This window comes from Ensifer sp. 2TAB8 (genome assembly GCF_052115125.1).
Taxonomy (GTDB): Bacteria; Pseudomonadota; Alphaproteobacteria; order Rhizobiales; family Rhizobiaceae; genus Ensifer.
The window spans coordinates 63,734-81,953 of sequence record NZ_JBFRGB010000003.1; the positions used below are offsets into that span (position 1 = coordinate 63,734).

Annotated in this window: 17 protein-coding genes and 1 riboswitch; of the genes, 12 read left to right on the plus strand and 5 right to left on the minus strand. The window is 62.2% G+C overall.

Translation table 11 applies throughout. From position 1 onward, the window contains the following. The first annotated feature begins 77 nt into the window (after window positions 1–77). The 4 genes from AB4Z53_RS08300 (at window position 78) to AB4Z53_RS08315 (ending at window position 2,446) form a co-directional block, all read left to right on the plus strand. Window positions 78–794 (plus strand): DUF1868 domain-containing protein, encoded by a 717-nt coding sequence (locus AB4Z53_RS08300; RefSeq protein ID WP_441595538.1) that lies wholly within the window; start codon window positions 78–80, stop codon window positions 792–794. A 13-nt stretch (window positions 795–807) separates the two neighbouring features. Next, window positions 808–1,455: a glutathione S-transferase family protein gene (locus tag AB4Z53_RS08305; RefSeq protein WP_441595539.1), complete on the plus strand. Its 648-nt coding sequence runs from the start codon at window positions 808–810 to the stop codon at window positions 1,453–1,455. Between the two features lie 157 nt (window positions 1,456–1,612). Then, the gene (rpmF, locus tag AB4Z53_RS08310; protein WP_003543812.1) at window positions 1,613–1,798 is read left to right on the plus strand and encodes a 50S ribosomal protein L32; all 186 of its coding nucleotides are present in this window, start codon (window positions 1,613–1,615) and stop codon (window positions 1,796–1,798) included. 246 nt (window positions 1,799–2,044) lie between these two features. Further along, a complete protein-coding gene (locus AB4Z53_RS08315; RefSeq protein WP_113535385.1) occupies window positions 2,045–2,446 on the plus strand; it encodes a hypothetical protein in 402 nt (133 codons plus the stop codon). A 95-nt stretch (window positions 2,447–2,541) separates the two neighbouring features. Here the strand turns inward: AB4Z53_RS08315 and phaR are convergent, their stop codons facing one another. Then, on the minus strand, window positions 2,542–3,120 hold the full coding sequence (phaR, locus tag AB4Z53_RS08320; protein WP_113535384.1) for a polyhydroxyalkanoate synthesis repressor PhaR: 579 nt from the start codon (window positions 3,118–3,120) through the stop codon (window positions 2,542–2,544). A 224-nt stretch (window positions 3,121–3,344) separates the two neighbouring features. On the opposite strand from phaR, the gene AB4Z53_RS08325 reads away from it, so the two are divergent. The 8 genes from AB4Z53_RS08325 (at window position 3,345) to AB4Z53_RS08360 (ending at window position 12,569) form a co-directional block, all read left to right on the plus strand. Beyond that, window positions 3,345–4,526 (plus strand): acetyl-CoA C-acetyltransferase, encoded by a 1,182-nt coding sequence (locus tag AB4Z53_RS08325; RefSeq protein WP_441595540.1) that lies wholly within the window; start codon window positions 3,345–3,347, stop codon window positions 4,524–4,526. A gap of 13 nt (window positions 4,527–4,539) precedes the next feature. Next, complete coding sequence (locus AB4Z53_RS08330; RefSeq protein WP_162768589.1) at window positions 4,540–4,899, plus strand: hypothetical protein; 360 nt, start codon at window positions 4,540–4,542, stop codon at window positions 4,897–4,899. Window positions 4,900–4,916: 17 nt separating this feature from the next. Continuing rightward, the gene (locus AB4Z53_RS08335; RefSeq protein WP_441595541.1) at window positions 4,917–5,642 is read left to right on the plus strand and encodes a beta-ketoacyl-ACP reductase; all 726 of its coding nucleotides are present in this window, start codon (window positions 4,917–4,919) and stop codon (window positions 5,640–5,642) included. 663 nt (window positions 5,643–6,305) lie between these two features. After that, the gene (locus AB4Z53_RS08340; RefSeq protein ID WP_441595542.1) at window positions 6,306–9,344 is read left to right on the plus strand and encodes a helicase-related protein; all 3,039 of its coding nucleotides are present in this window, start codon (window positions 6,306–6,308) and stop codon (window positions 9,342–9,344) included. 8 nt (window positions 9,345–9,352) lie between these two features. Beyond that, window positions 9,353–9,766, plus strand: a complete 414-nt coding sequence (locus tag AB4Z53_RS08345; protein ID WP_441595543.1) for an RNA-binding S4 domain-containing protein — start codon at window positions 9,353–9,355, stop codon at window positions 9,764–9,766. 306 nt (window positions 9,767–10,072) lie between these two features. Continuing rightward, a complete protein-coding gene (gene fdxA, locus AB4Z53_RS08350; protein ID WP_113535379.1) occupies window positions 10,073–10,411 on the plus strand; it encodes a ferredoxin FdxA in 339 nt (112 codons plus the stop codon). Between the two features lie 410 nt (window positions 10,412–10,821). Then, window positions 10,822–11,391: a CarD family transcriptional regulator gene (locus tag AB4Z53_RS08355; protein ID WP_113535378.1), complete on the plus strand. Its 570-nt coding sequence runs from the start codon at window positions 10,822–10,824 to the stop codon at window positions 11,389–11,391. 311 nt (window positions 11,392–11,702) lie between these two features. Then, a complete protein-coding gene (locus AB4Z53_RS08360; RefSeq protein ID WP_113535377.1) occupies window positions 11,703–12,569 on the plus strand; it encodes an RNA polymerase factor sigma-32 in 867 nt (288 codons plus the stop codon). A 217-nt stretch (window positions 12,570–12,786) separates the two neighbouring features. Here the strand turns inward: AB4Z53_RS08360 and AB4Z53_RS08365 are convergent, their stop codons facing one another. The 4 genes from AB4Z53_RS08365 to thiB all read right to left on the minus strand — a co-directional run bounded on the left by AB4Z53_RS08365 (window position 12,787) and on the right by thiB (window position 17,978). Then, window positions 12,787–14,298, minus strand: a complete 1,512-nt coding sequence (locus AB4Z53_RS08365; RefSeq protein WP_441595544.1) for a M48 family metalloprotease — start codon at window positions 14,296–14,298, stop codon at window positions 12,787–12,789. 302 nt (window positions 14,299–14,600) lie between these two features. Next, window positions 14,601–15,320 carry a thiamine ABC transporter ATP-binding protein gene (thiQ, locus tag AB4Z53_RS08370; protein WP_441595545.1) on the minus strand — a complete coding sequence of 240 codons (720 nt, stop codon included), beginning with the start codon at window positions 15,318–15,320 and terminating at the stop codon, window positions 14,601–14,603. Next, on the minus strand, window positions 15,317–16,942 hold the full coding sequence (gene thiP, locus AB4Z53_RS08375; RefSeq protein WP_441595546.1) for a thiamine/thiamine pyrophosphate ABC transporter permease ThiP: 1,626 nt from the start codon (window positions 16,940–16,942) through the stop codon (window positions 15,317–15,319). Before thiP ends, thiQ begins: the two co-directional genes overlap by 4 nt. A 7-nt stretch (window positions 16,943–16,949) precedes the next feature. Beyond that, window positions 16,950–17,978, minus strand: a complete 1,029-nt coding sequence (gene thiB, locus AB4Z53_RS08380) for a thiamine ABC transporter substrate binding subunit (protein WP_441595547.1) — start codon at window positions 17,976–17,978, stop codon at window positions 16,950–16,952. A 49-nt stretch (window positions 17,979–18,027) separates the two neighbouring features. After that, a riboswitch (TPP riboswitch) is annotated at window positions 18,028–18,145 on the minus strand. Window positions 18,146–18,220 lie beyond the last annotated feature (75 nt).

Here is an 18,220-nt window from a genome sequence, read left to right on the forward strand (position 1 = left end):
CGCCGGCCGATGTCATCCTCGCGTAGTAGAGTTCTGCCATCTGGGCCTCTCTCCGTTTGAAAGGCCTCGTTTCTCCCATGATTTCGATCTCTCCTTCGCTTCTCGCCTTCGGCCGCAGCGCCAATGATGCTCCGCCGAAACATCTTGGAACCCGCTACGGCACCGACGGCTGTTTCCTGCGCGAGCCGGGCAACACGGTTGTCTCCCACGTCACCGCCGGATCGCCGTCAGAGCTTGCCGTGCTCGCAGTGCGCGATCGTCTGTTGGCGATGCCCGAGGCGAAGCAGTTCGCCTTCACCCATCCGTCGAGCCTGCATATGACGATCTTCCAGGGCATCATCGAATATCGCCGCAGGCTGCCCTATTGGCCCGTTGACATGCTCTTCGACACGTCGATCGATGCGATGACGGAGCACTACTGCGCACGGCTCAAGAATTTTGCGCCGCAGCAGCCCTTCCGGGCGCGGGTGACGGATGTGACGCCGACCGGTCTCGCGCTCGAGGGAGACAGCGCTGCCGATCGCGCTTGCCTCAAGGCTTGGCGCGATGCTTTCGCCGCAGTCTTCGGCTATCGGCATCCGGATCATGACGACTACGCGTTTCACATCACCTTCGCCTATGTCATCGACTGGCTCGATGACGCGGCACTGCCGCGCTGGCAGGAGATGTTGAGCGACCAGCTTGCCTATCTCAGGGAACGGGTGCCGGTGATCGAGCTCGATCCGCCGGCTTTCTGCTCCTTCGAGGACATGAACCATTTCGAGGAACTGATCGTTTTCTCGGACAGACCTTAGCCAAGGAACAGAAATGACCGGACTTATCCTTTACGTCGGCAACAAGAACTATTCATCCTGGTCGATGCGGCCCTGGATGGCGATGAGCGCCGCGGGCATCGATTTCGAGGACGTGGTCATTCCCTTCGACTTTGCGGCGGGCAATCCCGAAATCCGTGCGGTCTCGCCGACGGGGCGTGTGCCGTTGCTACGGCATGGCGAACTGCTCGTCTGGGAATCGCTGGCGATCATCGAATACGTCGCCGAGCTCTTTCCCAATGCCGGGCTCTGGCCCGCGGATCGCGAGGCCCGCGCCCGGGCGCGCAGCTATTCCATGGAGATGCTCTCCGGTTTCCGGGCGTTGCGCGGTGCCTGCCCGATGAATGTCCGCCGGGAGAAGCAGGCTCTCGAGGTGGATGCCGACGTTCGCGCCGATGTCGCCCGCATCGAGCAAATCTGGAAGCAAGCGCTTGCCCGATCCGGCGGCCCGTTCCTCTTCGGCGCCTTCGGTGCAGCAGACGCGATGTACGCTCCTGTGGTTAGCCGTTTCGACGTCTATGATCTCGTTGCGGATCAGGAATCGCTCGGATACATGCAACGGATGAAGGCGCATCCCGCCTACCGAAAGTGGGAAGAGGCGGCCCGCGCCGAGCCGTGGGTCGTTCCCGAAGACGAGGTCTGAATCGGTTCCGCCAGATCTTGAGTCGAAAAATTGCGGCTGGGGACTGGTCAAGCGGGAGTTGGCCATGTATAAGCGCGCCAAATTTCCGTGATTGACATCTGTTTAACACGGCCATTTCGGCTGCTGAACAGTGTTTGCCCGATAAGTGGAGAATGAAATGGCTGTACCTAAAAGAAAAACGAGCCCGTCCAAGCGTGGCATGCGCCGTTCCGCTGACGCCCTCAAGGCTCCGACCTACGTCGAAGACAAGAACTCGGGCGAACTGCGCCGTCCGCACCACATCGACCTGAAGACCGGCATGTACCGTGGCCGTCAGGTTCTGACCCCGAAGGAAAGCGCATAAGCGTTTCCGTTCGTGGAATGGTTCAAAGGGCTGGCTCTGCCGGCCCTTTTGTTTTGCGTCTGACATTTTCTCGCTTGGACCCTGTGCTATCCGCAGGAGCTGGAGCATCACGCTGCAAGTGAAGTCACTGGAAGCGGAGAGGTGCTCTACACCCTAAGTGCTAGAGCGTCCCTGGTGCGTTCATACGACCGCACAGCGCCCTAGGCCTGAAGACGCCGCAAGACGCGGCAAAGGAGTTCGTGCCCGATGCTCGCTGCCGTGCCGCTGCTGATCCTGCCTTTCGTTATCTACAATCTCGCGATGATCGGAATGTTCGGCGGTATTGCCGGGCTGAATGCCGAGATGCTGTCGCTGTCCATGCTGTCGGGCGCGACCTGGACGATGCGCTTCGGCGACCTCCTGATCGTCGTTGCACTGCTGTTGCTCTTCGTCGAATTGCTGAAGGCGACCCGCACGAGCACGCGTGCGCTGATGGATCACCTGTTGTCGATGATCCTGTTCATCGTCTTTTTGATCGAATTCCTGTTGCTGGCGCCGGCGGCCACCCAGCTCTTCTTCATCCTGATGACGATAAGCTTCATCGATGTCATCGCCGGTTTTGCCGTCTCGATGCGTTCGGCCGGCCGCGACGTGTCGATCGGCCTTTAGGAGCCGGCCTTATCCTGGGTATAACCCAGTCCAGAGGACGTACGAGCGCAAGGGAATGAGGCGGGTGGTTCACCCGCCTTTGCGAAAAGGGCGTGCTAGCCGAGATTGTCGAGCTTGGTCTGGAGCGCGCGAAGCTGCTCCTTGAGCTCGTCGATATCCTTGGCCTCGGCCTTCTTGGTTTCCTTCACCGGCGGGGCGGTGATGAAGGGCGAGAACATCTGCATCGCCTGATGAAACATCTCGGTATTGCGGCGGACCTGCTCTTCGACAAGTTGCAGCGGAGCCTGCAGGTTCTTTCCGAGCGGCGTGTCGCCGAAGGCCTTGTTGATCTGCTCGCGCATCTGCGACTGCTGTTCGGTGAAAGCCTGCATCGAGTGCTCGAGATAGCTCGGTACCACCATCTGCATCTGGTCGCCGTAGAACGAGATCAACTGGCGCAGGAACGAGATCGGCAAAAGCGTATTGCCGGTCTTGGATTCCTGCTCGAAGATGATCTGCGTCAGCACGGAATGGGTGATGTCCTCTCCGGACTTCGCGTCCTGGACGATGAAATCTTCGCCCTTCTTCACCATGACAGCCAGGTCGTCGAGCGTGACATAGGTGCTGGTCCCGGTGTTGTAGAGCCGCCGGTTCGCATATTTTTTTATAACGATCTGGCCTTCGTGCTTCGCCATCAGGGTCTCCTCTCACCCATCATCCCGTCTTTATTGCGTTTTTCAGAGTATCCGCAAAAGAGCGCCGCTGACAATGTCTTTGTGCGTTGCGACGACGCAAGTGCGAAATCTTGCGGCTGCGTCTTGAGTGGCGGTTTTGTGGCACTGCATCAAGGCGTTTGACTTGCGTCGCGCGCTTTGCCAGTCTGCTTTCATTAGGCAAGAAAGATCTGAGGAAACGTCCCATGAGCAATCCCTCCATCGTGATCGCCAGCGCCGGCCGCACCGCGGTCGGATCCTTCAACGGAGCGTTCGGCAACACCCCGGCACATGAGCTTGGCGCCGCCGTCATCAAGGGCGTGCTCGAGCGCGCAGGTGTCGAAGCGGGCGAAGTCGACGAAGTGATCCTCGGCCAGGTTCTGCAGGCCGGCGAGGGCCAGAACCCGGCGCGCCAGGCAGCGATGAAGGCGGGTGTCCCACAGGAAAAGACCGCCTGGGGCATGAACCAGCTCTGCGGTTCCGGCCTTCGTGCCGTCGCACTCGGCATGCAGCAGATTGCAACCGGTGATGCGGATATCATCGTCGCAGGCGGCATGGAGTCGATGTCGATGGCGCCGCATTGCTCGCATCTTCGCGGCGGCGTGAAGATGGGCGACTTCAAGATGATCGACACGATGATCAAGGACGGCCTGACCGACGCCTTCTACGGCTATCACATGGGTATCACCGCCGAGAACGTCGCCCGCCAGTGGCAGCTCAGCCGTGAAGAGCAGGACACCTTTGCGCTCGCTTCACAGAACAAGGCAGAAGCCGCCCAGAAGGCCGGGCGCTTTGCCGACGAGATCATTCCGTTCATCGTCAAGGGCCGCAAGGGCGACGTCACCGTCGACCAGGACGAATACATCCGCCACGGTGCAACGCTCGACCAGATGACGAAGCTTCGTCCGGCGTTCGACAAGGAAGGCACGGTCACCGCGGGCAACGCCTCCGGCCTCAATGACGGCGCCGCTGCCACGCTTCTGATGACCGAAGCGCAGGCTTCCAAGCGCGGCATCCAGCCGCTTGCCCGCATCGTTTCCTGGGCAACGGCCGGCGTCGATCCGCAGGTCATGGGCACCGGCCCGATCCCGGCTTCGCGCAAAGCGCTGGCTAAAGCCGGCTGGGCGATCGGCGATGTCGAGCTGGTCGAGGCCAACGAGGCCTTCGCCGCCCAGGCCTGCGCGGTCAACAAGGACCTCGGCTGGGATCCGTCGATCGTCAACGTCAACGGCGGCGCGATCGCCATCGGCCATCCGATCGGTGCGTCCGGTGCGCGCGTGCTCAACACGCTGCTCTTCGAAATGAAGCGCCGTGGCGTTTCCAAGGGGCTTGCAACGCTCTGCATCGGCGGCGGCATGGGCGTCGCCATGTGCGTCGAAYGGCTCTAGTCGGTTTGGCGGCATGAACAGCGCCAGGTGGGTTCCGTTTTCCCTCTTGCTGGCCGGTTCGCCGATCGTTTCTGCACATGCCAATCCCGCGCCTCTCGACGAGGCGCGGTTGGTTCAGTGCATGCTGGAACATACGACTTCTGACGAGGAGGGCGTGTTCAAGGACGTGATGGTTGCCGCCTTGAACGATGACAGTGGTGCGCTGAAGGCGTCGCTGGAACAACTCAGTACACTGATGATGGAACTCGCGCTCACCAAGTGCGAGGTGGGAATGCCTATGCTCGCGACGCCGCAGTTTCAGGCGGCCGCCGGGCTCTACGGGCAACAGATCGGCGAAAAGCTGATGAAGAAGGCCTTTGAGAAACTGAACTGATCAAGTGGGAGGCGTGCATGAGCAGGGTAGCATTGGTCACGGGTGGGTCGCGCGGCATTGGTGCTGCAATTTCCATCGCACTCAAGAATGCCGGCTACAAGGTGGCTGCCAACTATGCCGGCAATGAAGAGAAGGCCCAGGCCTTCAAGCAAGAAACCGGCATCCCGGTCTACAAGTGGGACGTTTCCAGTTATCAGGCCTGCGCCGAGGGGATCGCCAAGGTCGAGGCCGATCTCGGCCCGGTCGAGGTGCTGGTCAACAATGCGGGCATCACCCGCGACGCGATGTTCCACAAGATGACGCCCGAGCAATGGGGCGAGGTGATCGGCACCAACCTTACCGGTCTCTTCAACATGACGCACCCGCTCTGGTCCGCCATGCGCGACCGCGGTTTCGGCCGCGTCATCAACATCTCGTCGATCAACGGCCAGAAGGGCCAGATGGGCCAGGCCAACTATTCGGCCGCCAAGGCTGGCGATCTCGGCTTCACGAAGTCGCTCGCCCAGGAAGGGGCCGCCAAGGGCATCACCGTCAACGCCATCTGCCCGGGCTATATCGGCACGGAAATGGTGCGGGCGGTGCCGGAGAAGGTGCTGAACGAGCGGATCATTCCGCAGATCCCCGTCGGTCGCCTCGGCGAACCGGAAGAAATCGCCCGCTGCGTGGTGTTCCTGGCCTCCGACGATGCCGGCTTCATCACCGGCTCGACGATTTCGGCGAATGGCGGACAGTTTGTCGTCTGATCTTCCCATCTCTCTAGCGTTTTCAAGCGGCGCCCTTCGGGGCGCCGTTCTTACGCGGGGTGGAGGAAGCAGGCGCCTGTTCACCTGAGGGCTTGAATCGCGAAGTTGCGCCCCGATCGTGTTGCCGGCGCACGGCGCAGACACTATATCTTGTGGAGAACAAAAGCGGAATGATGCGCGGATCACGAGTCGCCATCAGATACGCTCGCATTGGTCGAGGATGCGGAGTGCGATTCTCATTCCCCTCATCAGGTGAATCTCAGACGAATTTCGTGAAAAATTTTCCAGGCTTTCCAGAGTCTTGGATTCGGAATCCTTGGACCTGTCTGGCAATGGCACAGCCCGGATTGAGGCGAGTCGTGAGCCTCATGGCGTGGAATCAGCACCAGATTCAGCATGTGGTGCAACGTTGGGTGTTGAAATCTATATGTAGTCGTGAACATACAGTGAATCGCGATGAGTCTTCGATTCGTCGCCGATTCGTTCCATGGCTGTTCCGATTCTCGATTGCGCCAACCACAACAGGTGGTGCAATGGGCTGAGAGCATAGAACGATGGTTTTAGTTGTCGGCGCCCCTTGCGTTTGGCTCGGTGCGTGGGCATGTGTTTGCCGCCAGCGTGAAAAGGCGCTGCCGTAATTTCTGAATGCCCGGGATCGATGACGTGTCCGTTCACCCCATGATCCTGAGCGGCCGCGGCGTAACCGCGGTGCTCGGGCCAACCAATACCGGCAAGACGCACTACGCGATCGAGCGCATGATCGCGCATGAGAGCGGCGTCATAGGCCTGCCGCTGCGCCTCTTGGCGCGCGAGGTCTATACGCGCCTTGTCGAGAGGGTCGGCCACCACAATGTCGCGCTGATCACGGGCGAGGAAAAGGTCACGCCACATCGCGCCCGCTTTTCGGTCTGCACCGTCGAAGCGATGCCGCGCGAGACCACGGCGTCCTTCGTCGCAATCGACGAGGTGCAGCTTGCTGGCGACCTCGAGCGCGGCCACATCTTCACCGATCGGATCCTGCATCTGCGAGGACGCGGCGAGACGCTGCTCCTGGGCGCCGGAACGATGCGGCCGATCCTCGAGCAGCTGCTGCCCGGCATCACTGTCGTCGAGCGGCCGCGCATGTCGCAGCTTCTCTATGCCGGCTCGAAGAAAATCACCCGCCTGCCGCATCGCTCGGCGATCGTCGCCTTCTCGGCCGACGAGGTCTATGCGATCGCCGAGCTGATCCGCCGTCAGCGCGGCGGTGCCGCGGTGGTTCTCGGCGCGCTATCGCCGCGCACCCGCAATGCCCAGGTGGCGCTCTATCAGGAAGGCGATGTCGAATACCTGGTCGCGACCGACGCGATCGGCATGGGGCTCAACCTCGACGTCGATCACGTCGCCTTCGCACAGGACCGCAAATTCGACGGATACCAGTTCCGCAATTTGAATCCGGCCGAGCTTGCGCAGATCGCCGGCCGCGCCGGTCGGCACTTGCGCGATGGCACGTTCGGAGTGACGGGTCGCGTCGATCCTTTCGACAACGAACTGGTCCATCGCATCGAAGCGCACGAGTTCGATCCGGTGAAGGTGCTGCAGTGGCGCTCGAAGGCGTTCGACTATTCGTCGCTTCCCGCCCTGAAGAAGAGCCTCGAAGCAGCGCCGACGGTTCCTGGCCTTGCCCGGGCGCTACCTGCGGTAGACCAGCAAGCGTTCGAACATTTGACCCGCTACCCGGAGGTCGTCGATATCACGACCAATGCCGAGCGCGTGGAAAAACTATGGGAAGCCTGCGCGCTGCCGGACTATCGGCGCATCACGCCCGCGCAGCACGCCGATCTGATCTCGACGATCTACGCAGATCTCGTTCGCCGGGGTGCGGTGAACGAAGATTTCATTGCCGAACAGGTCAGGCGTGCCGATCATACCGACGGCGAGATCGACACACTTTCGGCGCGAATCGCGCAGATCAGAACCTGGACCTATGTGTCGAACCGACCGGGATGGCTGGCCGATCCGACACACTGGCAAGAAAAGACGCGGGAAATTGAAGATCGATTATCCGACGCACTACATGAACGGTTGACGAAACGCTTTGTTGATCGCAGGACATCTGTGCTCATGAAGCGCCTGAGAGAGAATGCTATGCTGGAAGCTGAAATCAGTGTGAATGGTGATGTCTTCGTCGAAGGACACCACGTAGGACAACTAACCGGTTTCCGGTTTACGCTGGCGACCGGCGGAGACGGCCCGGATGCCAAGGCCGTGCAGGGGGCTGCCCAGAAGGCGCTGGCACTCGAGTTCGAGGCGCGGGCTGCGCGTCTGCACGCCTCGGGCAACAACGACCTGGCGCTTTCGTCGGAGGGCCTGGTGCGCTGGCTCGGCGACCCCGTCGCCCGTCTCGCGGCGAGCGACCACGTCATGCGCCCGCGCGTCATCCTGCTTGCCGACGATCAGCTCCAGGCGAATGCCCGCGAGCACGTCCTGGCGCGCATCGAGCGTTTCGTGAACCATCACATCGGTACGGTGCTGAAGCCGCTCGACGATATCTCGCGTGCAGAGGATCTCGAGGGCCTGGCTAAGGGCCTCGCGTTCCAGCTCGTCGAAAACCTCGGCGTGCTCTTCCGCCGCGATGTCGCCGATGACGTCAAGTCGCTGGACCAGGACGGTCGCGCTTCGATCCGCAAGTACGGCGTTCGCTTCGGCGCCTACCACATCTTCCTTCCGGCGCTCCTCAAGCCGGCTCCGGCCGAGCTCATCACGCTGCTCTGGGCACTGAAGAACGACGGCCTCGACAAGCCGGGCTACGGCGACCTCATCCCGATGCTCGCCGCGGGTCGCACGTCCGTCGTCACCGATCCGTCCTTCGAGCGGACCTTCTACAAGCTCGCCGGTTTCCGTTTCCTCGGAAAGCGCGCCGTCCGCATCGACATCCTTGAGCGCCTGGCCGATCTCATCCGGCCGTTGCTGCAGTGGAAGCCCGGCGCGCAGCCGCGTCCGGAAGGTGCCTATGACGGCCGCCGCTTCACTGCGACCACGTCGATGCTCTCGATCCTCGGCGCGACGCCCGACGATATGGAAGAGATTCTGAAGGGCCTCGGCTATCGCGCCGACAGCGTCAAGGCCGAGGAGGCTGCGGCCTTCCTCGCCAGCCATGACGGTGCACCGGCTGCAACGGCTGCCGCTTCCGAGCCGGTCGCCGTCGTCGATGATGCTGACGCTGGTGACAGCGCGGTTGAAGTCGAGGCTGCTGCCGTAGAGGCACCTGCCGCCGAGGCTGAAACGGCTGAAGGCGAAGTCGCTACGAGCGAGGCGCAGCCTGCCGAAGGTCAACTCACCGAGACCGGGGAACCGGTTGAAGCCAAGCCGGTTCTGCTCTGGCGTCCGGGCACCCGCCAGGACAACCAGCGCCAGGGCGGCGGCCGCCACCAGGGCGACCAGCGTCGCGGCGGTCAGCGCCACGGGCACGGCCAGGGTCAGGGCGAAGGACGTGAAGGCGGGCGCAAGGGCGGCCAGCCGGCGCGCGGCAAGCGTCATGAAGGCGGCAAGTCGGAAGGCGGACCACGCCAGGACCGCGGCGACCGTCATGATCGCCACGACCGCGGTGGCAAGCCGGGCCAGGGCAAGTTCGAGGCGCGTCCGCCGCGTCGCGAGAAGCCGGTGGATCCGGATTCGCCCTTCGCCAAGCTCGCTGCGCTCAAGGAGCAGATGAAGAAGTAAGGCAGGTCATGGAAAAACAGCCCGCGTCCAACCCGGCATCGCGCCAGCGTCTCGACAAGTGGCTGTTTTTTACGCGGCTGATCAAATCTCGATCGCTTGCGCAAAAGGCGATCGAGGATGGCCGCGTGGCCGTCAACGACCAACGCGTGACGCAGTCGTCGTTTCAGGTCAAGGCGGACGACATGCTCGAGCTCGCTCTCGACCGGCGCAATCTGATCGTGCGCGTTCTTGCGCCGGGGGAACGGCGCGGCCCTTACGAGGAAGCGCGGCTTCTTTACGACGATCTCACGCCCGAGCAGCCGAAGGAGAAGCTCTCGGCTTTCGATCTCGCTACGCGCGACCGAGGGGCGGGGCGTCCGACGAAGAAGGAGCGGCGGGAAACCGATCGGCTGAAACTCGATTTCGATCCACGCGACGATTGACGTCCGTCGCGATCTTTCAGACCCGCTCCCTGCGCTTCACGTTCTGATTTTTCGCAGATCGCACCGCAAAAACCACGGCGCACTTTTGCGCGACATGCTTTAGAAAACTCTGCCTTTGACGCGGCGTTTCGCGCATTGAATATTCTTGCAAAGGGCCCATAAAGCCTTTACCTGACAGACCCACGTAGGGTGCATCGGGTTTGCTTCGGCAGCTATGCGCGCCGGACATTCCTAGCATGCGCGGACGACGAGCATCACCATTGATTGCCGTCTGCCATCAAACGTGAGCATTGGCTGGAGTACCTCATGACGTATGTCGTGACCGACAATTGCATTCGCTGCAAGTATACCGACTGTGTCGAAGTCTGCCCCGTGGATTGCTTCTATGAGGGCGAGAATTTCCTCGTCATTCATCCCGACGAGTGCATCGACTGTGGCGTTTGCGAGCCGGAATGTCCTGCCGAGGCGATCAAGCCGGACACCGAGCCGGGCCTTGATATGTGGTTGAAATTGAACGCTGATTTTGCCAGCAAGTGGCCGAACATCACGGTCAAGCGCGACCCGATGCCGGAAGCCAAGGAGATGGACGGCGTCGAAGGCAAATACGACAAGTTCTTCTCGGCCGAGCCGGGTCAGGGCGACTGAGACGGACGATTTCCATCGTTCGTCGAGGCTGACAAAGCGAGAGCGGCCCCGCGCGCCAAACCTGGGGAAAACACGCACTGCGCTCGCAGTTGCGAGAATGGTGGCTTGATGGCTGCCATGCAGCAAATTATTGATTTCGGCACTTTTTTGTGATAGGTTCCTTCTACTGATCCACAGAGGGTGTTTTTGCGCGCCCGAAAACCATCACGAAAGCAAACGATCTCCAAAACGCGGTCTCCCTTTTTACGCAACATGGCTTTGCTCTGTTGTGACCGCATTTCATGAGGCTGTTTGCGTTCCTTGGACGGACCAGGATGTACCCACCCGGCGGTATCCCCGTCTATCCCGGGCCTCACTGACCCGGCCCCGGCCAGAATGGCCGGGTGCGAAACAGGGAGTTTTTGAAACGAATGACGACCCAGCAGAAAAAATCTTCGACACGCCAGGGCTTCAAGACCGGTGAATCGATCGTCTATCCGGCCCACGGTGTTGGCCAGATCGTCGCGATCGAAGAGCAGGAAGTCGCCGGCATGAAGCTTGAGCTTTTTGTCATCGATTTCGAGAAGGACAAGATGCGTCTGAAGGTGCCGGTAGCCAAGGCTGTCAGCATTGGCATGCGTAAGCTGTCCGAAACCGATTTCGTCGATCGCGCGTTGAAGGTTGTGCAGGGCAAGGCTCGCGTGAAGCGCACCATGTGGTCGCGCCGCGCCCAGGAATACGATGCCAAGATCAATTCCGGCGACCTGATTTCCATCGCTGAGGTCGTCCGCGATCTCTATCGCGCCGAAAACCAGCCGGAACAGTCCTATTCCGAACGCCAGCTCTATGAAGCTGCCCTCGACCGCATGGCGCGCGAAATCGCTGCCGTCAACAAGATGTCGGAGACCGAAGCCGTTCGCCTCGTCGAGGCTAACCTCAGCAAGGGTCCGAAGCGTGGCAAGTCGATCGAAGAAGACGACGCCCAGGACGAAGCCGCTTAAGCGCGTTTCGCCCGAAATCAGTACCTGCAAAAAGCCCGGCCGTCGTGCCGGGCTTTTTCTTTGACCGAATGGAACCTTTCGCGCCAACGCGCATTTATATTAGCCGGCAGAAATGCGCCGCTTTCGCGCCGGGCGATCTTGGTTCTGTGATCCATCACCGTTCAGGTTCGTGACTTGGAAGTTAGGGCGCCGCGTCGTTTCTTCAAGTTTCGACGTCGCGGCGCGAGACGCCCCTGCTGCCGGACGCCTCATCCGTCTGGCCTTTTGGACTTCACGCGCAATGGCGCCCGGCGCCAGTCACGGAGTGATCGATGAAGACTCTCACTGCAGACCGGCGGATGATCAAGATCGCAATGGAAGCGCCCTATCTTGAGCGCGACGAGGAGCACGCGCTGGCACAGGCGTGGCGAAACGACCATGATCAGGAAGCCCGCAACAAGATCGCCATGTCGCACATGCGGCTGGTGATTTCGATGGCCGCGAAATTCCGCAACTTCGGCCTGCCGATGGGCGACCTGGTCCAGGAAGGTCATATCGGCTTGCTGGAAGCGGCCGCCCGCTTCGAGCCGAGCCGCGAAGTGCGTTTCTCGACCTACGCGACCTGGTGGATCCGGGCATCGATGCAGGACTATGTCCTGCGCAATTGGTCGATCGTGCGGGGCGGAACGAGTTCGGCCCAGAAGGCCCTGTTCTTCAATCTGCGGCGCTTGCGCGCGCGTCTGGCCCAGGGCGACCGGCAGCTTACATCGCAGGCGATGCATGAAGAGATCGCGGCGGCCCTGGGTGTGAGCATCGCCGATGTGCAGACTATGGATGCCCGGCTTTCCGGTAGCGACACCTCGTTGCAAGCGCCCGTCGGCGGCGCCGATTCCGACGGCGGCGAGCGGCTGGATTTCCTCGCCAGCGATGCGCCGCTGCCGGATGAACAGGTCAGCGACATGATCGACGGAGAGCGTGCCCGCGTGTGGCTGCGCGATGCGTTGGGTGCCTTGACCGAAAGGGAAATGCGGATCATCCGCGCACGGCGACTGTCAGAGGATGGTGCGACGCTCGAAGAGCTCGGCCTCGATCTTGGCATTTCCAAGGAACGGGTGCGGCAGATCGAAACCCGGGCACTCGAAAAGCTGAGGGCAGCACTTGCGACCAAGGCGCCTGCCCTGACCGCTGGCATCCACTAAAGCGCGTCGCGATCTTTTGTCGCAACCCGCGCTTTTCCTATTTGATTGCTCACGTGTCGCAACGCGAGCCGCCCGCATTCCTGCGCTGCATGAGTGGTAGCGTCCTGCCTCGCCGCAAATCGGCCTGTGATGCGTTCGCGGGGCGCGGCCCTGCACAAACTCGGCGCACGCGGTGGCCTGTTGTGAGGCCGCCTGGCCTACTCTCACGACCACTTGCTTATTCAGAAACGATCTTGACCTTGTCGCCCGGCTTCACCGTCAAGGTGACCTGCATCGCGTTGATCACCCGGAACAGGTCGAGCTTGCGATCCGTGCCCATCATGCGGGCGGAAAGCGTCGCGATCGTTTCGCCAGGTCTTACCGTCACGACGCGGATGCGCAGTGGCTTCAAGGACTGGGCCTCTCCCTGCGTCATGCGACGGAACGAGCTGCGCAGCTGGTTCGCGGTCGGCTCCAGCGCATTCGAACCCTTGGGAACCGCGGTCAGGAAGCGGTAGATGCGGCTATCGATCCGGATGACCGTGACGTCGAAGTCCCAGCGATCTGCGGACGCGCGTGCGGTCGCGGCTTCGAGACCGTTGACGCTGATCGGTCTGATCGTGTCTGGCTGCAGGCCGGTGACCCAGCCGCTGGCGATGTAGTCCGTCAGGCTGCGCCCTCCGGTGTCCGCCACGCCGTCGAAACGCACGGCGATATCGCCGGGTCCGGTCGCCAGAACCGCTTCCGCCTTGTTGTCGATCTGGAAGCCGGTCGGGACGTCGAAGCGGATGCCGAGCTGGCCATGCAGGAAGGTCTGGCCGCGGACATAGCCTTCCTGCGGGCTGTCGCCGTAGAGCAGGCCGTCGATGCCGGCGAGGTAATAGTCGCGACCGCGATCGCCGCTGGTGCCTTCCGGGCCGAAGGCACGGGCGTGGCGGCGTGCGAGATCGACGCGCTGCGGCGCGTTCGGATGGCTCGACAGGAAGTCGAGGCTCTGGTCGGATTCCGGGTCGACGGCCGTAAAGCGGCTATAGGCGGCCATCGAATCCAGGAAGCGTGCGGCCGCGTAGGGATCGTAGCCGGCTTCGCCGAGCATGCGTACGCCGATGACGTCAGCCTGGAGCTCCTGGTTGCGCGAGAAGGCTGCGAGCCTCAGCTTGCCGCGGGCGAGCGCCTGCTTGCCGGCGAGATCGGACGACAGCACTTCGGAGACCACGCGGCTGGCGATGACTTCCGCTTCTTCGCGCTGCTGGCGCTCGATGCCATGGTTGGCGGTGACGTGCGCCATCTCGTGCGAAAGGACGGCGGCGACCTCGGAGGCATCGTTGGCAAGCGCGAGCAGGCCGCGGGTCACGTAGAGATATCCACCCGGCAGCGCAAAGGCGTTGATTGCCGGCGAATTCAAGATGGTGATGCGATAGGACTGCTGCGGGTTTTCCGAGACGGCCGTCAGCGCGCCGGCGATGCGGGCGACCAGCCGTTCCGTCTTTGCATCCTTGTATTCGCCGCCATAGCTTGCAACGATGCGCGGATGTTCACGTGCGCCCATCTTGGCGCGGGGATCGTTCTTCTGGACCTCGTCGACAATCTGCGGATTGGACGAGGGCGAAACCGTCGGCTCGTAGGATTGCTCGATCACAGACTGGCATGCGGAGAGAAGCGTGGTCGCAAGCAATGCAACCACGACGCGTGCACGCAGCCGTCCGCGCTTCGGCGGGAACCGGTCGTGTGTGACTGTATGCCTCTCCATGCCTCAGCCCGTTTCCCGTCTGCCGCTCCGCCCGCATACGGCGGGCCGATGGAGCGACAGCGTTGAAAGTCCTACTTTTTCAGTCCGGCAGCGTTGCTTCGCCGCGACTGTTCAGCCCTGGTCTTGCTGTATCTGATTTCAGCGCCACCTGCCTAGTTTGTCTCGGTAGAAATAGTTGCCCCGTGGTATCACGGCAACGGATGCGCGAATATTCACGCCTTCGCCGGATAATTCGCGCGTCGCATGGCGCCGCGGTCAAATTGTGGCAATCGGCTGGGGCCGACGAGAAACCAGGCCCCCCTTCAGGCGTTGCCAAGAAAGCGGTCGATCGCCGCATTGTCACGCCGCTCCAGGAAGCGGTCGAGTGTATCGTGTGCAATGATACGCCCCTGGTCGAGAAAAAGCACGCTATCGGCCAGCGCCTTCACGTCTTCGGGATGGTGTGTGATCATCAGGATGGTGTTGCCTTCTTCCGCATGCAACTCGCTGAGCAGCGTGCGCATGCCGGCGCGCATGCCGGGGTCGAGTGCGGCGAAAGGTTCGTCCAGCAGCAGCAGAGGGCGATGCCGCACGAGCGCGCGGGCGAGTGCGACACGCTGGCGCTCGCCGCCGGAAAGCGTGGGCGGCAGCCGGCGTGTGAAGCCTTCAAGCCCAACGCGCCGAAGTGCGTCCTCAATCGTCGTTCGATCTTCGTCCGTCAGGGCAAGCGCCGGGTTGATGCCCAGACCGACATTGGTCGCGATATCGAGATGGGCGAAGAGATTGTTGTCCTGGAAGATCATCGAGATCGGCCGTTCCGAGGGCGGCTTGCTGGCAGCCTCTTCGCCCAGGATGCGGATCTCGCCGCGGTCAGGGTCTTCAAAGCCTGCGATCAGGTGGAAGAGCGTCGACTTGCCGGAACCGGAGGCGCCGGCGACGGCGACGATGCCGCCGGTGGCGATGGTGCAATCGAAGTGCAGCGCGGCCGTTTCGAAACGAACCTCGACATTGCGCAGTTCTATGGCGGCGGTGGGTTCGGTCATGCTGTACGTCCTTCCCGCCGGCTGTCATTTGCCGTACCGAGAATGGTGAAGATCAGGCAGAGAAGCCCGAGGAAGAGGGCGAGGCCGGCCGCATCGGCGGTGCGGTAGCTGCCCATGCGGCTATAGAGCAGCCAGGGAAGCGTCACCATGTCCTGGGAGCCGAAGAGGGCCACCGCGCCGAGATCGCCGAGCGATAGCGCCATGGCAAAGGAGAGCGCCATCAGCAATGGTTTGCGAAGGACGGGAAGATCGATCCATCGCAGGCGATGAAAGCCGCGGATGCCAAGGCTTGCGGTCAGCCGTTCGGAGCGCGCCGCGTGCGTGGCCATGGCCGGCGCGAGAATCCGGTGGACGAAGGGAAGGGCCATCAGGGCATTGATCGCCACGACGATGACAGGCGCAAAGCGCGCGACATCGCCGAAGGGGCGGAGGAGCAGGAACCAGCCGGCGCCGAGCACAACTGGCGGCACCAGCAGGATCAGCGAGGTGCTGGCGCCGATCGTACCGGCAAAGCCGCGTGCCAACGCGCCTGTATGGCGTGGGGCGGTAACCGTGGCCGCAGCACGGATCATCACGGCTGCCATGGCGACGGAGGCGAGCGCCGAGGCAAGCGCGATCGAAGCGCTCGTCACCAGTGCCCGATGCACGTTCGGATCGCGCGCAAGCTTCAGGATATCGGCCTGCAGGCCCGAGACGACGACCGCGATCAGCGGGGCAATGAGGAAGAGCAATGCGAGAATGATACAGGCGCTATCGTTAAGCCGTGCGACGGGCCTTGCGCCATCGAAGCGGCGAACCGTGCGACCGCCGGTCATGCCCTCTTCCGGCTCTGTTGCCAGACGTCGAAGAATGAGCAGCAGGGCGCCGGTCATGGCGATCTGCAGGCCGGATAGCGCGATCGCGCGCGGCGGGTCGAAATCGAAGCGCAGGGCCTGATAGATCGCGACCTCGATGGTGCTGGCCGCGGGACCGCCGCCAAGCGTCAGCACGAGCGTGAAGCTGGTGGCGCAGAGCATGAAGACGAGGCCGGCCGCGCCCGGCAGCAAGCCACGCAGGACAGGCCATTCGATGAACCGGAAAAGCGCGCGGGACGGCATGCCGAGATTGGCGGCGCTACGCCAGTATTCGGCGGGAATGCGTTCAAGCCCGGCCAGCAACAGGCGTGCTGCCAGCGGCATGTTGAAGAAGACATGCGCGAGCAGGATGCCGAACAGGCCATAGATGCTGATCGGCTGCTCGAGGCCGAGCCAGCGCAGGCCGGAGTTGAGGAAGCCCTGGCGTCCCCAGATCTCGATCAGACCGAGCGCGCCGACGAGAACGGGCAGGCCGAGCGGCAGCGCCATCAGCCGCAACAGCCAGATGCGACCGAAGAACCGAGGCCGCCGCGCCAGTGCCCGCGCCACGGGAATGGCGAACAGCACCGACAGCAGCGTCGAGAGGGTTGCCTGCAGCAGCGTGAAGCGGGTGACGCGCCAGATATAGGCGTCGAACAGGTTGCCTTCGTTCGTGCCGGCGGTCTGGGCGAGCAAGGCTGCTATCGCCAGGCCGACGAAGAGCAGGAAGGCGCCGAGGCAGAGCGCCCCGGCGACAACAGTCATGCGGTTTTCGCGCAGTGCGAACAATCCGGCCTCAGTTCTTGCTCATGGCGGCAAGCCATTCGTCGATCCAGGCCTTGCGGTTCTTCGCGACTTCTTCCGACGGCAGCAGGAAGGTCTTCTCCGGATTGACCAGCTTGTTGAAGGCATCCGGCAGCGGCTCGCTGGTGACGCCGACCGGCATCATCCAGTTGGTCGTCGGGATGATCGACTGGAACTCCGGTCCGGTCATGAAGCTTAGGAACTGTTTTGCCAGGTCCGGCTCCATGGCATGCTTGGTCATGCCGGCGACTTCGATCTGGATGTAGTGGCCTTCGGAGAAGGCCGCCGCCTGGTAGCGCTCGGTGTTTTCCGCGACCATGTGATAGGCCGGCGAGGTGGTGTAGGAGAGCACCATCGGTGCTTCGCCCTTGGTGAAGAGGCCGTACGCTTCCGACCAGCCGGGAGTGACGGTCAGAACGCGGTCCTTGAGCTTAGCCCAGGCAGCGCCGGCCTCGTCGCCATAGACGGCCTTGACCCAGAGCAGCAGGCCGAGGCCCGGCGTCGAGGTGCGCGGGTCCTCGATGACGATCTTCTGTGACGGGTCGCCTTCGACGAGCTCCTTCAGACTCTTCGGTGGCGTCTTCAACGTTTCGGTATCGTAGACGACGGCGAAGTGGCCGTAATCATAGGGAAGGAAGGTATCGTCGGAGAAGCCGCCCGGAACCTTCAGCTCCTTGGCATCGACGCCGTGCGGCGCGAAGAAGCCGGTCGCCTTGGCTTCCGCCACGAGGTTGGTATCGAGGCCGAGCACGATGTCGGCCTTCGAGGCGTCGCCTTCGAGCTTCAGGCGGGTGAGCAATTCGACACCATCGGCGACGCCGACATAATTGACCTTGCACTCGCAGGTCTTTTCGAAGGCTTCCGCCACCTTGGCGCCCGGGCCCCATTCGGTGATGAAGCTCTCATAGGTATAGACCGTCAGCGTTTTGTCGGCTGCCGTTGCATGGTGGGCGAAGACGAGACTTGCGGTAGCAGCCAGAGCTAGCCGGCTAAACAGTTTGTGTTGCGATGAATTGGACATGGCAGGCACCTCTCCCAAAGTTCGTTGTTGCATGGGAAAAGGGCGTATCGATCCGATCGCGTCTAATCCCTCCGCCGGTATGAGCCGGATCAGGTTCCGCGGGTTGGCGTTGCACGCCTCTCAGCCTCCGGCCGCTATGCGGTCGGGAGGCACCCCGTTAGAGCGGCAAAAGATTTACCGCCACGCTGGTTCCATGGCAAGCGATGTTTGGGGGAAGCCGAAAGTGGCGCCTTGGAGCGGGG

Coding starts and splice junctions, on each gene's coding strand:
- AB4Z53_RS08300 (WP_441595538.1), top strand. CDS start 78: ATGATTTCGATCTCTCCTTCGCTTCTCGCCTTCGGCCGCAGCGCCAAT.
- AB4Z53_RS08305 (WP_441595539.1), top strand. CDS start 808: ATGACCGGACTTATCCTTTACGTCGGCAACAAGAACTATTCATCCTGG.
- rpmF (WP_003543812.1), top strand. CDS start 1,613: ATGGCTGTACCTAAAAGAAAAACGAGCCCGTCCAAGCGTGGCATGCGC.
- AB4Z53_RS08315 (WP_113535385.1), top strand. CDS start 2,045: ATGCTCGCTGCCGTGCCGCTGCTGATCCTGCCTTTCGTTATCTACAAT.
- phaR (WP_113535384.1), bottom strand. CDS start 3,120: ATGGCGAAGCACGAAGGCCAGATCGTTATAAAAAAATATGCGAACCGG.
- AB4Z53_RS08330 (WP_162768589.1), top strand. CDS start 4,540: ATGAACAGCGCCAGGTGGGTTCCGTTTTCCCTCTTGCTGGCCGGTTCG.
- AB4Z53_RS08335 (WP_441595541.1), top strand. CDS start 4,917: ATGAGCAGGGTAGCATTGGTCACGGGTGGGTCGCGCGGCATTGGTGCT.
- AB4Z53_RS08345 (WP_441595543.1), top strand. CDS start 9,353: ATGGAAAAACAGCCCGCGTCCAACCCGGCATCGCGCCAGCGTCTCGAC.
- fdxA (WP_113535379.1), top strand. CDS start 10,073: ATGACGTATGTCGTGACCGACAATTGCATTCGCTGCAAGTATACCGAC.
- AB4Z53_RS08355 (WP_113535378.1), top strand. CDS start 10,822: ATGACGACCCAGCAGAAAAAATCTTCGACACGCCAGGGCTTCAAGACC.
- AB4Z53_RS08360 (WP_113535377.1), top strand. CDS start 11,703: ATGAAGACTCTCACTGCAGACCGGCGGATGATCAAGATCGCAATGGAA.
- AB4Z53_RS08365 (WP_441595544.1), bottom strand. CDS start 14,298: ATGGAGAGGCATACAGTCACACACGACCGGTTCCCGCCGAAGCGCGGA.
- thiQ (WP_441595545.1), bottom strand. CDS start 15,320: ATGACCGAACCCACCGCCGCCATAGAACTGCGCAATGTCGAGGTTCGT.
- thiB (WP_441595547.1), bottom strand. CDS start 17,978: ATGTCCAATTCATCGCAACACAAACTGTTTAGCCGGCTAGCTCTGGCT.